Genomic DNA, 13208 nt, shown 5'->3' with positions numbered 1-13208 from the left:
TCCCTCCAATATGTAACCCTCATTCACGATGTGTTAATAATAACTCATTTTTTTGCATAAATCCTATACAAAACAAAAAGTTTACATTTTCGTCACGGAATAGATGTAATTTTGTCACTGAAAGCCCTACCATCTATCCCCGTTGTTAGCATACAATAGGGTATTAACAGTGTCAACGAGAAATCGTAAAAAATCTAAAAATTTGAGTATTAGGCATTTCCTCCCAAAAATGAAAACGTTCCCCTTCTAAATACTGGTTACATATATGCAATTTCTAACAGTTTTCTCTTTATAATAGAAGGAAATGTTCACAAGTTTGTCACTATTATATTTTCGAGATATAACGCTTTTCTTCCATAATATAGTGTTCCTCAGACGTAAGACTTCTATATTATATGTGAGGTGTATGCAACTTATGTTGTATATACGATGTATATTTATCCTCTCCCCCTCCCCTACTTGCTTACAGCAAAAAAGACGAGCTGGGGAATCTCCCCTGCTCGTCAGTTGTCTTACTTCGTTCCGAATAAACGGTCACCAGCATCACCAAGACCTGGTACTACATATCCGTGGTCATTTAATTTCTCATCTAATGCTGCTACATAAATATCAACATCAGGATGTTCTTCTTGTACTACTTTTACCCCTTCTGGAGCTGCAACGATACACATTAATTTAATTTGTTTCGCACCGCGCTTTTTCAGAGAGTTAATTGCTTCAGCCGCAGAACCACCTGTTGCTAGCATCGGATCTAGTACGATAAAGTCACGCTCTTCTACATCCGTTGGAAGTTTCACATAGTATTCTACCGGTTGCAATGTTTTAGGGTCACGGTATAAACCAACGTGTCCTACTTTTGCTGCTGGAATTAATTTCAGAATTCCATCAACCATTCCTAAACCTGCACGTAAAATCGGAATTAAACCAAGTTTTTTACCAGCGATCACTTTTGTTGTCGCTTTGCTTACAGGTGTTTCAATTTCAATGTCCTTAAGTGGAAGGTCGCGAGTAATTTCGAAAGCCATTAAGCTTGCTACTTCGTCCACTAATTCACGAAAATCTTTCGTACCTGTATTCTTATCGCGAATATATGTAATCTTATGTTGAATTAACGGGTGATCAAATACATACAGTTTTCCCATGTGAATCTCTCCTTTAGATGATATTCATGCGTTTGCACGCTTTTTTACACTATTTACGATTGTAAAGAAAACGCTACTAATATTCAAGGGCAAATTTGGCAAAATCATGATTTTACAATGAATCTATCTAGTATCTTTACCAATTATGGGAGCTGTATCCTTCATTATATCGCCAAAATTTATTCATCATTTGTATACATACTTTAAAAATAATATATGTCCAAAAAAAAGACCGCCAAAACAATTAAGTCTCGGCAGTCTTCTTCAATCTATTATAGATTTGGATACATTGGGAATTTGCTAGTTAACGCTTCTACACGCTTACGTACTTCTTCTAACGCAGCTTCATTTTCATGATTTTTTAATGTATAAGCAATAAGTGACGCAATTTCATCCATTTCTTCTAAACCGAAACCACGAGATGTTACAGCTGCTGTACCGATACGTACACCACTTGTTACAAATGGGCTTGCTGTTTCAAATGGAATTGTATTTTTGTTCACTGTAATACCAACTTCATCTAATACGTGCTCTGCTACTTTACCTGTGATTTCTAAGTTACGAACATCAATCAAGATTAAGTGATTGTCTGTTCCGCCAGAAACAAGTGTAAGTCCTTCTTTTTGAAGACCTTCAGCTAAGCGGTTCGCATTGTTAATGATATTTTGTGCATATGTTTTGAAATCATCTTGAAGTGCTTCACCAAATGCAACAGCTTTTGCAGCGATTACGTGCATAAGTGGACCACCTTGAATACCAGGGAAGATTGATTTATCAATTTGTTTTGCAAATTGCTCTTCACATAAAATCATACCACCACGCGGACCACGTAACGTTTTATGTGTTGTCGTTGTAACGAAATGTGCATGTGGTACTGGATTTGGATGTAAACCAGCAGCTACTAAACCTGCGATATGTGCCATATCAACCATTAAATAAGCGCCCACTTCATCTGCAATCTCACGGAATCGCTTGAAATCGATAACACGAGGGTATGCACTTGCACCTGCAACGATTAATTTTGGTTTATGTTCTTTCGCTTTTGCTAATACATCATCGTAATTAATACGGTGAGATTCAGCATCCACGCCATATTCTACGAAATTATATTGTACTCCACTGAAGTTAACAGGGCTTCCGTGTGTTAAGTGACCACCATGAGATAAGTTCATACCAAGTACTGTATCGCCTTGCTCTAAAATCGTGAAGTATACTGCCATGTTCGCTTGTGCACCAGAGTGTGGTTGAACATTTACGTGCTCTGCGCCGAAAATTTCTTTCACGCGATCACGTGCGATATCTTCTACTACGTCTACGTGTTCACAGCCACCATAGTAACGTTTTCCAGGATATCCTTCAGCATACTTATTCGTTAAAACAGAACCTTGTGCCTCCATTACTGCTTCACTTACAAAGTTTTCCGAAGCAATTAACTCAATCTTTGAACGCTGTCTTCCTAGTTCTGCCTCAATTGCAGCAAATACCTTTTCATCTTGACGTTTTAAATGATCCACCAAAATCCCCCTTTTCTGAACGAATTACATCGATTCCCAACAGTTTTTTCTTATTTATTCAGAAAAAACGAAAATTCAGGTTGTAATTCTTTCGAACCTTCATGTTTTCAACTACATTCTAACATGACTTTCTATATCATAAAAGAAAAAAAAGACCGAAAATCGGTCTTTTCTTTCTTCTATTATAAAGTCAGACAACATACCTTTTATCTTATGATAAACAGGTACTATATGACTTCCTAATTTCTCATATTTAACGGCAAGTGGTAGTCTCTTCCACTGCCGCATAGACAGCACGTGCTCCACCAATTAGTTTTCCACGTGTTTTGGCCATCGTTACATGCGCACTTCCAATTTCCTTCACACTTGTACGAACCGGAACAGCTACATGCTTTAAATGCATACCGATAAATGTATCACCAATATCCATTCCTGCATCAGCTTTAATAAACTCAACTACTACCGGATCTTTCAAATTGTGATACGCGTATGTCCCCAATGCACCACCTGCTGATCTAACAGGCGTAACTGTTACAATTTCAAATTGATATTTTATCGCTACTTCTCTCTCAACTACTAAAGCACGGTTTAAATGCTCACAACATTGAAACGCTAATTCAATACCTGTTTGCTCTTGAAATTGTTTTAACTCAGAGAAAATCGCCTCTGCTACTTCCATCGTTCCTGATGTTCCAATTCTTTCGCCTAGCACTTCGCTCGTGCTACAACCCACTACAAAAATTTGACCGCTTTGTAATGAAGCTTGTTCTTGGAAATCAGAAAGCGACATTTGTAGCTGTTCTCTTACCTTTACGATTTCTGTCATTACGCCTCTTCCTTTCACAGGTTGGTTCACCAAATTATATTTCACACTACTGATAGTTAGAATCTATTACTTTGTTTCGTATGTTTTAATTTTTCCTACGCGGTTTTCGTGACGACCACCTTCATAATCAGTTGTTAACCAAATTTTCGCGATATCACGCGCTAGACCAGCACCAATTACACGCTCGCCCATTGCTAGCATGTTAGTGTCATTATGCTCTCTCGTCGCTTTCGCGCTGAAAGTATCATGAACTAACGCACAACGGATACCATTTACTTTGTTTGCTGCGATTGACATACCAATGCCTGTCCCACAAACTAAAATACCACGATCTACTTCACCATTCGCTACCATTTCAGCTGCTGGAAACGCAAAGTCAGGGTAATCAACAGAACCAGCTTCACATTCACAACCTAAATCAATATATTCAATATTTAACTCTTCTAATAAATTTACAAGTTCTTTGCGGATATTCATACCGCCGTGATCAGATGCTATTACTACTTTCATTTTTACCCCTCCAAAGTTTCAATCAATTATCTTCATTTCACACTCGCTACCTCATATAGGAAGAAGTGATCTCCAATATCGTATTATACACGAAACATCAACCTACTGAATGTTTTTTCAGTAAAGTTTGTACAAGTTTTTCCATCTCATCTAACGTTTCTTTATAAATAGAAAGCGAGCCTCCAAATGGATCTGAAATGTCCTTGCCTATACCTTCAGTTAATCCATATAACGTATTTAATTTCTTTTCAACGCTCGGATAATGCCCAAGTACAATTTGCTTATGGTTTTCTGTCATCGTTACGACAATATCAGCCCAATCAAGCAAAGTTTCATTTACTTGCTGCGCCGCATGATCAATTGAAATTCCTTTTTCAGCTAAAGCTTCCTTCGCATGTACCGATGCATCGCTCCCAGGATAGGCGAAAACACCAGCAGATTGCACTTCAAACTTATCTCCTCCGTGATGACGAAGCAACGCCTCAGCCATTGGACTACGACATGTATTGCCAGTACAAACAAATAACACTCGTTTCATTCAAACCCACCCCTATATTCGATTTCTTATCATTCATCATAACTTACATTAGAATAGAACAAAAGAAATGTGAATATACAAAAGGCGCATTTCTCTTATATTTTTTCTAAGAAAAATGCGCCTTATCCACATATATGTGAAACCCTATTTCCAAGTGCCTAGAGTATTTTAACATACATACTGAACACGCAACAAAAATAAGGAATCCATTTCATACGAAACGGATTCCTCTTATATTGCAATTATTTCATTGTAACTTTCATTACTTCTGTTGAACCTTTTGTAGCTGCTACGCCTACAGTTGTCTTAATAGACTCAGCTGCATCTGTGTTTGTAATAACAATTGGAGTAATTGTACTTTTCGCTTTTTCACGGATTAATTCTAAGTCGAATGAGATTAATTTATCTCCAGCTTTCACAGCTTGGCCTTCAGAAACGTGAGCTTCGAAACCTTCACCTTCCATTTTTACAGTTTCTAATCCAACGTGGATTAAAATTTCTGTACCGTTTTTCGCTTTAATTCCGATAGCATGTTTTGTGTGGAATAATTGTACGATTTCACCATCAACTGGAGATACAACTACACCTTCAGTAGGATCAATTGCAACACCGTCACCCATCATACGACCAGCAAATACTGGATCTGGTACTTCTTCAATATTTTTCACTGCTCCAGTTAATGGAGCTACGATTGTTTCTTCATTTGTTTTTGAACCAAGACCGAATAATTTTTTAAACATAGGATAGTCCTCCTTATAATTTACCTAAAAGTTTATAGGGCAATCCCTAGTAAAACTCGGGATACATGTAAGACTTCATACTTCGAATATTATACTGTAAAAACGCTTTCGAAATAAATTATGTCATTACTAATAGACTCTTATTGTAGCGCTTCACAAAATTCCAGTCAATTCTGATTGTCTGAATAACAATTAGAAGTTAACTTCTATTTATATTTTCTCTTTTTTTGCTCAACTTGTCTAGAGGTCTTTACTACATTTTATTTTTTGTTGTTAATTTGTAAAATTTAATTCAAACTTTTTTCAAAATCCACTTGACTATAGTAAGTAACTATTTTATTATTACTTACGTAAGGTAAGTTAATAACTTTTAGGAGGTTTTTTAAAATGATGGATTTCGGTCTACTTATTATTCGTCTTATTATAGGAATTACATTCATGGGTCATGGCGCTCAAAAATTATTTGGTTGGTTCGGCGGTTACGGTTTAAAAGGAACAGGTGGCTGGATGGAGTCAATCGGTTTACGTCCTGGTGTATTTATGGCATTTATGGCTGGCGCAACTGAATTACTAGGTGGTTTCTTATTCGCATCAGGTATTTTCATTGTAGTTGGTTCATTATTTATCGTTGGAACAATGTTAATGGCTATCTTCACTGTTCACGGAAAAAATGGTTACTGGGTAACACAAAACGGATATGAATATAACTTAATGTTAATCGCTGTCGCTGTTGGTGTAGCTTTAATCGGGCCTGGGGCATACGTTTTACTTTAATTTTTATCTCAAATTTGAGATTCTTGAAAAAGAACTTACTTCATTACAATTGAAGTAAGTTCTTTTTATGAAACAAAATATTATTTCCAGCAGGATTTTCTCATCGTTATCTTGTAAACAAACAATAAGTATTCATATTTAGAAAGGGGATTACAAGCATGTTATCCATTAATCCAAATGAACAAACTGAAAAAGATAATTACAAATTACTTACCGGAAGTATCATCCCTCGTCCTGTCGCATTCGTTACTTCTGTAACAAAAGAAGGTGTACTAAACGGAGCACCATATAGTTATTTCAATATTGTCGCTGCTAATCCACCACTTATCTCAGTATCTGTACAACGAAAAGCAGGAGAAAGAAAGGACACTTCCCGAAACGCAATTGAAAAAGGAGAATTTGTCGTACATATTTCTGACGAATCATATGTAGCAGCAATTAACGAAACAGCAGCTAACCTCCCGCCAAATGAAAGTGAAATTGAACTAGCAAAATTAACACCAATCGAAAGTGAAGTCATCTCTGTTCCAGGTGTAAAAGAAGCAAATATTCGAATGGAATGCGTATTAGAACGTGCAATTCCACTTGGCGGAACGGAAGACTCACCAGCTTGTGATCTACTAATTGGACGCGTCGTTCGTTTCCACGTTGCCGAACATCTATATGAAAAAGGGCGCATTCACGCAGAAGGACTCAAACCAATAAGCCGCCTAGCAGGACACAACTATGCAAAATTAGGAGAACAATTTGAATTAGTTAGGCCAGTTTAAAAGTGGAAGTGGCCCGTTTAGCTCTGACCAGCTAAGGTTCTCTCGCACAAAAGGTGCTTTTTACCTTTCGTGCGGGAGGTTCTTAGATGCGAAGAGCTGGCCACTGGAACTGGATAATATCTAAAAGCGGAAGCGGCTCGTTCAGAATGGGAGGAGGATGGAGCTTCTGACGTAGAGGCGCTTTTTGCCTCACAGGAAGACGCGAAGCCACCGACCATTCTAGCAGCTGGAGCTGGATAACATCTAAAAGCGGAGGCAGCTAGATTCCTCCCATCACTCAAATATAAAATCCCCTGCTTTTTAGCAGGGGATTTTATCATTGTAATTCTTCCTTCTTTTCCTCTAAAGTAGGCATTTTCTCTTTTTTCGGCTTCCCTAGCTTAATTACGAAGAAGTATAGGGAAAGCAATGTAATAAGAAAAACAATTAAAAACGGGTACGGAGAGTAAAAGGCACGCGCCGCCTCAGTCTTTCCCGCAACAAATTTCAATGACTCAATATCTAAAAACTCAGCAAACATTTGTACACCGAGCATACTAAACCAAAAAACAAAAAAACTAATAATAATACCAAAAACTTGCTTCAATCTCGTCATTCATCTCATCCTTTCTATATCTGTAATTTTTAGCGTAATAAATATAGTACAAACAAAATATTCACAGAAAGGAACTATCTCACCATTCACGAATTAACTTAATCCAACCTAACATCGAAATTTGCAAAATAATACCCCAAATTATAAGTTTTCTTAGCCATCGAGGAAAGAAGGTTAAAAACTTAACATACCATTCCAATAGCTTGTTCATAATTCCCTCCTACATAAAATTATATAGGAAAAAGGATATATAATCCAAACCCAACCAAAATGATACCACCTACTATCTCACCGTATGTACCGAGCATATCTTTCGCATGTCTCCCAATTAATAAACCAATCCACGCTAATAACATGCTAACAAATCCAAAAAGTAAAATCGTAATAATTGTCTGTGCCCCATAAATACCAAGACTAAGCCCTACTGAGAAACTATCTATACTGACGCCAAATGCAAATACGAATAAACTAATTCCAATAGGAGCAGTTCTAGTCTCTTCATTTTGTAAAATGGTCGAATATACGATATAAAACCCTAGTCCGATTAATAAAATAGCACCCGCAAAATGTGCGATATCTCCATATTTCTCTGATAAAAAACGACCTAGTACCATTCCTATAAACGGCATAATAATATGAAATATCCCTATCGTCATACCAATATACAGGATTTGTCTTAACTTTAGGGGCATCATCCCCATACCAAGACTCACCGAGAACGCATCCATCCCTAAGGCGAATGCCATAATTATTAAAGGTATTAGCTGTTCAAACGTCATTCATGCCCCTCCTTGGACGTGCTACTTCACAATATGCTTATCCAAGGAGAAATATTCTGTTTGCTAATCTTACCTTATCATTCAATAATAATATGATGTCCTGCCGCTTTCGTTAAACGATTCATAATTGCATTCCCTATTCCTTCATTAGGGAATGACTCACTAAAAATAACATCCACTTCACTTGCATCAAATGTTCTAAGTACATCATATAATTTAGTCGCAACGCTAGCTAAGTCACTTCTAACACCACAAGATAATATAACATCTGCACTATATACATGCTGATACTCTTCTGTCGTTAATACGCCTACTTTAAATCCTTCTTTCTTTTTCTCATCCACAAGATGCTGAATAAACTCACGTGAGCCCTCGACAATACTAAGTGGTGCTTTCGGCGCATAATGTGTGTATTTCATTCCAGGCGATTTCGGTTTTTCCTTCTCATCCTTTAAAGCTGGATCTAAAGAAACAGTACCTATCACCGCTTCTAATTGTTCTTTCGTAATCCCACCTGGACGTAATATTGTTGGAACCGTGCTTGTACAATCAATTACAGTTGATTCAACGCCTACTCCAGTTGCACCACCATCAACAATACCTGCAATCTTCCCATTCAAATCTTCATATACGTGAGAAGCTAATGTTGGACTTGGACGCCCTGAACGATTCGCACTTGGTGCCGCAACAGGTACATTCGCCTCTTCAATAAGAGCAAGTGCAATTGGATGATCAGGCATTCTTACTCCAACCGTATTAAGTCCTGCCGTCACCTTCTCTGAAATTCCTTCTTTTCTCGGCAAAATAATTGTTAATGGTCCTGGCCAAAAATGCGCCATTAACTTCTCTGCAACTGGTGGAATTTCTTTCACAATCCCATCTAACTGAGATTTTGTACCTATGTGGACAATGAGTGGATTATCACTCGGTCTTCCTTTCGCTTCGAAAATTTTCGCGATTGCTTCATCATCCATCGCGTTTGCCCCTAACCCATATACTGTTTCCGTAGGGAAAGCAACCGCCTCATTTTCTCTTAATAATTTTGCTGCTTCTTGTAACTGTGGATAATATTTTTTTCTTTCCACAACATTATCCACAACCCACATATTTGTATGCATTTTTTTCCACGTCCTTTTCTAGCCTTAAATACTTGTCTATTTTTAGTTTACTATGAGATTTATCCAAAAGACAAACAAGGTTTATCCACAAAATGTGGATAAACCTAATTAATCCGTGGATAACTTTGTGAATAGCTGACAATTTAGTATTATTGCATTCTGCTCTTTTATATTTTTACAAAAATGTTCTAGCTGTTGAATTCCCTCTGGAACCTCATCCTTTTCTATAGTAAAAAAGTCAAAGAACTGAAAGATCGGTACAGATTGTGGATGATTTGTTAGTAAGTACAATTGTTGAACACTTTTTTCTTTCATATACTGCAAAAACATTTCAAAAAAATATAAGAAAGTCTGTTTATCCACATGAGGTGTGAATAAACAAGAACGAATAAGTACATCTTCCCCACTTTGTTCATAACCAATTACAGCTCGTATTTCTTCCGCCTCTTCCAAAATCATAAATTGTGCGTACAACTCATTTATTTTATCATCTTTTTTATTAGCTTGTCCGAAAAAAGAATGTAATCTTTCCACATCTGCTTTCGTAGCAAAATACACTTTCTTCATAATAAATCCCTCCTCATTTTTATATATGAGGAGGGATTTATTAATAGTACTATTTAGAGAATAAAGATGTAAAAGCTTCTACAATAAACAATTTAACTTCTGGCTTTTCTTCTTCCTCTTCTACTTTTACATACTCATTTTGCTGTTCTTGTTTTTTCTCCACAGATTTCTCCACTTTTTCCACATTTTTTGTTTCTTCTTTACTTACAGGCTGCTCTTCGACTTTTGTTTCATTTTTCACTACTTTCTTTTCAGAAGCTGTTACTTTTTTTACTGCTTCCCGCTTTACAACTTTCGTTTCTTTTACCTCATCCTCTTTTTTCTCTTCTACATTTACTACTTCTTCATTATCTATTTGTTTTACTTGCTCCTCTTCAGGAGATTCAGCCTTCACAACATGTTCTTCTTTCCTTACAGCTGTACCACTTGAAAAATCTAAGAAACACATCGGTGGAAATAATACACACCACCAGTTTGCCCCTTCACCTTCCCCAATTGTAATTAAGACTGCTTCATATTCCCCTGCCGGATAAATAAAATTCCCATATACCTTTGTCGGAAACTTTACATTCTTACTAAATTTCACTTGAAATGATTCTTTACTTCCTTCTCTTTTTAACGTATTTTCCACCGTTTTCTCGATTTCTGGAATATGACTTTGAATTACTTTGCGCGCCTCTTCAAATGAAGTTAAATCCGCTACCCATCCATCAATTTGTGCTTTTACTTCATCACGCACTTTACGCTTTAATGCCTGGTCTTTATCTGAATCACTATTTGCTAAAATTCGTAATCGAACGGCCTCTTTCGGAATAACTGAAGGCCCTTTCGCATCAGCTTTCATATATCCAAACTGCACAAGTAACTGTGCACCAATTAATAGTATAAGAAGATAAGCAATAACTTGTTTTTTCATTTCCTCCACCGTCCCTTCTACAAACAGTGTGGACAGACTTTCATCTTTCTAAACTATTAAATTCAAAATCTATATGAATTTTTCCACAAAAAAATAGAGTAAGGTGTGAACCTTACTCCATCTCTGCAAATACCATACGATCTTTTCCGTTAATATCGAAAACAACCTCAACATGAGCATGTGGAAAAGCTTGTTGTAACAATCTTTTTACATCCTCACCTTGTCCTACTCCAATTTCAAACGCCACAATCGCTTTCTTCTGCAACACATTCGGCAATTCTTCCATAAAACGGCGATAGAAATCTAATCCGTCTTCACCACCAACAAGTGCTCTCTTCGGCTCATGCTCTTTCACAACAGGAGAAAGACCACGCCAATCCTCTTCCGGTATATATGGAGGATTTGAAACAACAACATCTAGCTTTTGACCCGTTTTATGAAATGGTGACAATAAATCACCGTGATAGAACGTTACTTCTGCACCTAAAGCTTTTGCATTTTCTTTTGCAACTTCAATCGACTCTTGTGCAATATCTACTGTATACACATGAAGATTTTTATTTTCTAAAGCAAGCGTAATAGAAATCGCTCCACTACCTGTACCTATATCTGCTACATGTAGTTTCTCATCACCAAAATGGCGCTCGATTCTTTCTAATACTCCCACTATAAGCTCTTCTGTTTCCGGCCTTGGTATTAATACTTCTTCATTCACAAAGAAAGACCGTCCATAAAACATTTCATAACCAATCATATATTGAATAGGAATACCTTCTACATGCTTATGGATAAACTCCGTAAAGCTTTTCTCTTGTTCCTCAGTTATTTCTTCACGCATATTCATAAGTAATCCTGTTCTGTTCACCTTTAATACATGACAAAGGACAATTTCTCCCGCATTTTCATCTCGTCCATTTTCCTGTAAAAAAGAAGAAGCCCATTTCAGGGCTTCATAGACACGCATTACTCCGCTGCCTCCATCTTTTGAGCCTGATCTTCCATCACTAAGGCATTGATGAAATCATCTAACTTACCTTGTAAGATTTGATCTAGCTTTTGAATCGTTAAACCGATTCGATGGTCTGTAACACGGTTTTGCGGGAAGTTATACGTACGAATACGCTCTGAACGATCTCCCGTACCAACAGCTTGTTTACGGTTTTGATCATACTCAGCTTGCGCTTCTTGTCTAAACTTATCATAAACACGTGCGCGTAATACTTTCATCGCTTTTTCTTTATTCTTGATCTGTGATTTCTCATCCTGACAAGATACGACTACACCAGTCGGTAAATGCGTTAAACGCACCGCTGACATCGTTGTATTAACGCTCTGTCCACCAGGTCCACTAGAAGCGAATGTATCAACACGAACATCTTTCTCATGAATATCAATTTCTACTTCTTCTGCCTCTGGTAATACAGCTACAGTTGCTGTAGATGTATGAATACGTCCACCAGATTCCGTTTCAGGAACACGTTGTACACGGTGAGCACCATTCTCGAATTTCAGCTTCGCGAAAGCACCTTTACCATTAATCATAAAGATAATCTCTTTATATCCACCTAACTCTGTATAGCTAGCCTCAATAATCTCCGTTTTCCAGCCCTGTACCTCAGCGTAACGGCTATACATACGGTATAAGTCACCAGCAAATAAAGCTGCCTCGTCTCCACCAGCAGCTCCACGAACCTCAACGATAACGTTCTTATCATCATTAGGGTCTTTTGGAACAAGTAAAATTTTCAGACGCTCTGATAATGTTTTATCTTGTGATTCTAACTCAGAAACTTCTTCTTTTACCATTTCACGCATTTCTGCGTCTAACTTATCTTCTAACATTGCTTTCGCATCTTTTAATTGCTCACGAACATCCTTATACTCACGATACACCTCTACCGTTTCCTGTATATCAGACTGTTCCTTTGAATATTCACGAAGCTTATTTGAATCACTAATAATCGCTGGATCACTTAACAATTCATTTAACTTCTCATAACGATTTTCTACAGCTTGCAAACGATCTAACACATCATTCACCTCTACATCCTAGTATCTAATACAAATAGTATATGGTACTTACTCAAAAAAACGCAAATTATATTTAAAAGTGGTGGTGGCTTGTTCAGCTCTGACCAGCTAAGGTTCTTTCGACCTAAAGGTGCTTTTTACCTTTCGGGCGGAAGGTTCTTAGATGCGAAGAGCTAGCCACCAGAACTAGATATATTTAAAAGCGCAAGCGGCTCGCTCAGAATTGCAGGCCATTGGAGCTCTCGACCTTGAAGCGCTTTTTGCTTCGAGCGAGAGAGCGAAATGGCCGGAGATTCTAGCCGCTGGAGCTAGATAATATATTTAAAAGTGGCAGTGGCTCTTTCAGCTCTGACCAACTAAGGTTCTTTCGACCTAAAGGTGCTTTTTA

At 37.4% G+C, this 13208-nt stretch carries 17 protein-coding genes; 2 read left to right on the top strand and 15 right to left on the bottom strand.

Annotated features, from left to right (window positions below; translation table 11 throughout):
• Window positions 1–19: 19 nt before the first annotated feature.
• From ACTFR3_RS23415 to ACTFR3_RS23385, 7 genes are all read right to left on the bottom strand, one after another.
• Window positions 20–133: a DUF4024 domain-containing protein gene (locus ACTFR3_RS23415; protein ID WP_000232962.1), complete on the bottom strand. Its 114-nt coding sequence runs from the start codon at window positions 131–133 to the stop codon at window positions 20–22.
• Window positions 134–512: 379 nt separating this feature from the next.
• Window positions 513–1142 carry a uracil phosphoribosyltransferase gene (gene upp, locus ACTFR3_RS23410; RefSeq protein ID WP_000517539.1) on the bottom strand — a complete coding sequence of 210 codons (630 nt, stop codon included), beginning with the start codon at window positions 1140–1142 and terminating at the stop codon, window positions 513–515.
• Window positions 1143–1414: 272 nt separating this feature from the next.
• Window positions 1415–2656: a serine hydroxymethyltransferase gene (gene glyA / locus ACTFR3_RS23405; RefSeq protein WP_140420744.1), complete on the bottom strand. Its 1242-nt coding sequence runs from the start codon at window positions 2654–2656 to the stop codon at window positions 1415–1417.
• Window positions 2657–2909: 253 nt separating this feature from the next.
• On the bottom strand, window positions 2910–3482 hold the full coding sequence (locus tag ACTFR3_RS23400) for a TIGR01440 family protein (protein WP_000136379.1): 573 nt from the start codon (window positions 3480–3482) through the stop codon (window positions 2910–2912).
• Between the two features lie 66 nt (window positions 3483–3548).
• On the bottom strand, window positions 3549–3992 hold the full coding sequence (gene rpiB / locus ACTFR3_RS23395) for a ribose 5-phosphate isomerase B (RefSeq protein WP_000869538.1): 444 nt from the start codon (window positions 3990–3992) through the stop codon (window positions 3549–3551).
• 97 nt (window positions 3993–4089) lie between these two features.
• The gene (locus tag ACTFR3_RS23390; RefSeq protein WP_000832373.1) at window positions 4090–4530 is read right to left on the bottom strand and encodes a low molecular weight protein arginine phosphatase; all 441 of its coding nucleotides are present in this window, start codon (window positions 4528–4530) and stop codon (window positions 4090–4092) included.
• A 242-nt stretch (window positions 4531–4772) separates the two neighbouring features.
• Complete coding sequence (locus tag ACTFR3_RS23385; RefSeq protein ID WP_000473665.1) at window positions 4773–5270, bottom strand: PTS sugar transporter subunit IIA; 498 nt, start codon at window positions 5268–5270, stop codon at window positions 4773–4775.
• 387 nt (window positions 5271–5657) lie between these two features.
• On the opposite strand from ACTFR3_RS23385, the gene ACTFR3_RS23380 reads away from it, so the two are divergent.
• Both ACTFR3_RS23380 and ACTFR3_RS23375 read left to right on the top strand, forming a co-directional pair.
• Window positions 5658–6044, top strand: coding sequence for a DoxX family protein (locus ACTFR3_RS23380; protein WP_000968616.1), 387 nt, complete (start codon window positions 5658–5660; stop codon window positions 6042–6044).
• 158 nt (window positions 6045–6202) lie between these two features.
• Entirely contained in the window at window positions 6203–6814 is a 612-nt protein-coding gene (locus ACTFR3_RS23375; protein ID WP_000949055.1) for a flavin reductase family protein, read from the top strand.
• A 316-nt stretch (window positions 6815–7130) separates the two neighbouring features.
• Here the strand turns inward: ACTFR3_RS23375 and ACTFR3_RS23370 are convergent, their stop codons facing one another.
• The 8 genes from ACTFR3_RS23370 to prfA all read right to left on the bottom strand — a co-directional run bounded on the left by ACTFR3_RS23370 (window position 7131) and on the right by prfA (window position 12820).
• On the bottom strand, window positions 7131–7409 hold the full coding sequence (locus ACTFR3_RS23370) for a DUF3935 domain-containing protein (protein WP_000197472.1): 279 nt from the start codon (window positions 7407–7409) through the stop codon (window positions 7131–7133).
• 79 nt (window positions 7410–7488) lie between these two features.
• On the bottom strand, window positions 7489–7620 hold the full coding sequence (locus tag ACTFR3_RS23365) for a hypothetical protein (protein WP_440044837.1): 132 nt from the start codon (window positions 7618–7620) through the stop codon (window positions 7489–7491).
• Window positions 7621–7639: 19 nt separating this feature from the next.
• Window positions 7640–8188 carry a manganese efflux pump MntP gene (locus ACTFR3_RS23360; protein WP_000142475.1) on the bottom strand — a complete coding sequence of 183 codons (549 nt, stop codon included), beginning with the start codon at window positions 8186–8188 and terminating at the stop codon, window positions 7640–7642.
• 77 nt (window positions 8189–8265) lie between these two features.
• Complete coding sequence (locus tag ACTFR3_RS23355) at window positions 8266–9306, bottom strand: L-threonylcarbamoyladenylate synthase (protein WP_000557353.1); 1041 nt, start codon at window positions 9304–9306, stop codon at window positions 8266–8268.
• Window positions 9307–9414: 108 nt separating this feature from the next.
• A complete protein-coding gene (locus ACTFR3_RS23350) occupies window positions 9415–9873 on the bottom strand; it encodes a mechanosensitive ion channel protein (RefSeq protein ID WP_000758437.1) in 459 nt (152 codons plus the stop codon).
• Window positions 9874–9922: 49 nt separating this feature from the next.
• A complete protein-coding gene (gene spoIIR / locus ACTFR3_RS23345) occupies window positions 9923–10789 on the bottom strand; it encodes a stage II sporulation protein R (protein WP_000745065.1) in 867 nt (288 codons plus the stop codon).
• Between the two features lie 112 nt (window positions 10790–10901).
• A complete protein-coding gene (gene prmC, locus ACTFR3_RS23340; RefSeq protein WP_001267065.1) occupies window positions 10902–11753 on the bottom strand; it encodes a peptide chain release factor N(5)-glutamine methyltransferase in 852 nt (283 codons plus the stop codon).
• Window positions 11753–12820: a peptide chain release factor 1 gene (prfA, locus tag ACTFR3_RS23335; protein WP_000887064.1), complete on the bottom strand. Its 1068-nt coding sequence runs from the start codon at window positions 12818–12820 to the stop codon at window positions 11753–11755. Before prfA ends, prmC begins: the two co-directional genes overlap by 1 nt.
• Window positions 12821–13208: the final 388 nt, after the last annotated feature.

It is taken from the genome of Bacillus cereus group sp. MYBK14-1 (genome assembly GCF_051916885.1).
Classification (GTDB): domain Bacteria; phylum Bacillota; class Bacilli; order Bacillales; family Bacillaceae_G; genus Bacillus_A; species Bacillus_A cereus.
Note: the sequence above shows the minus strand (reverse complement) of the source record. Positions and strands in the feature narration are given on the sequence as shown.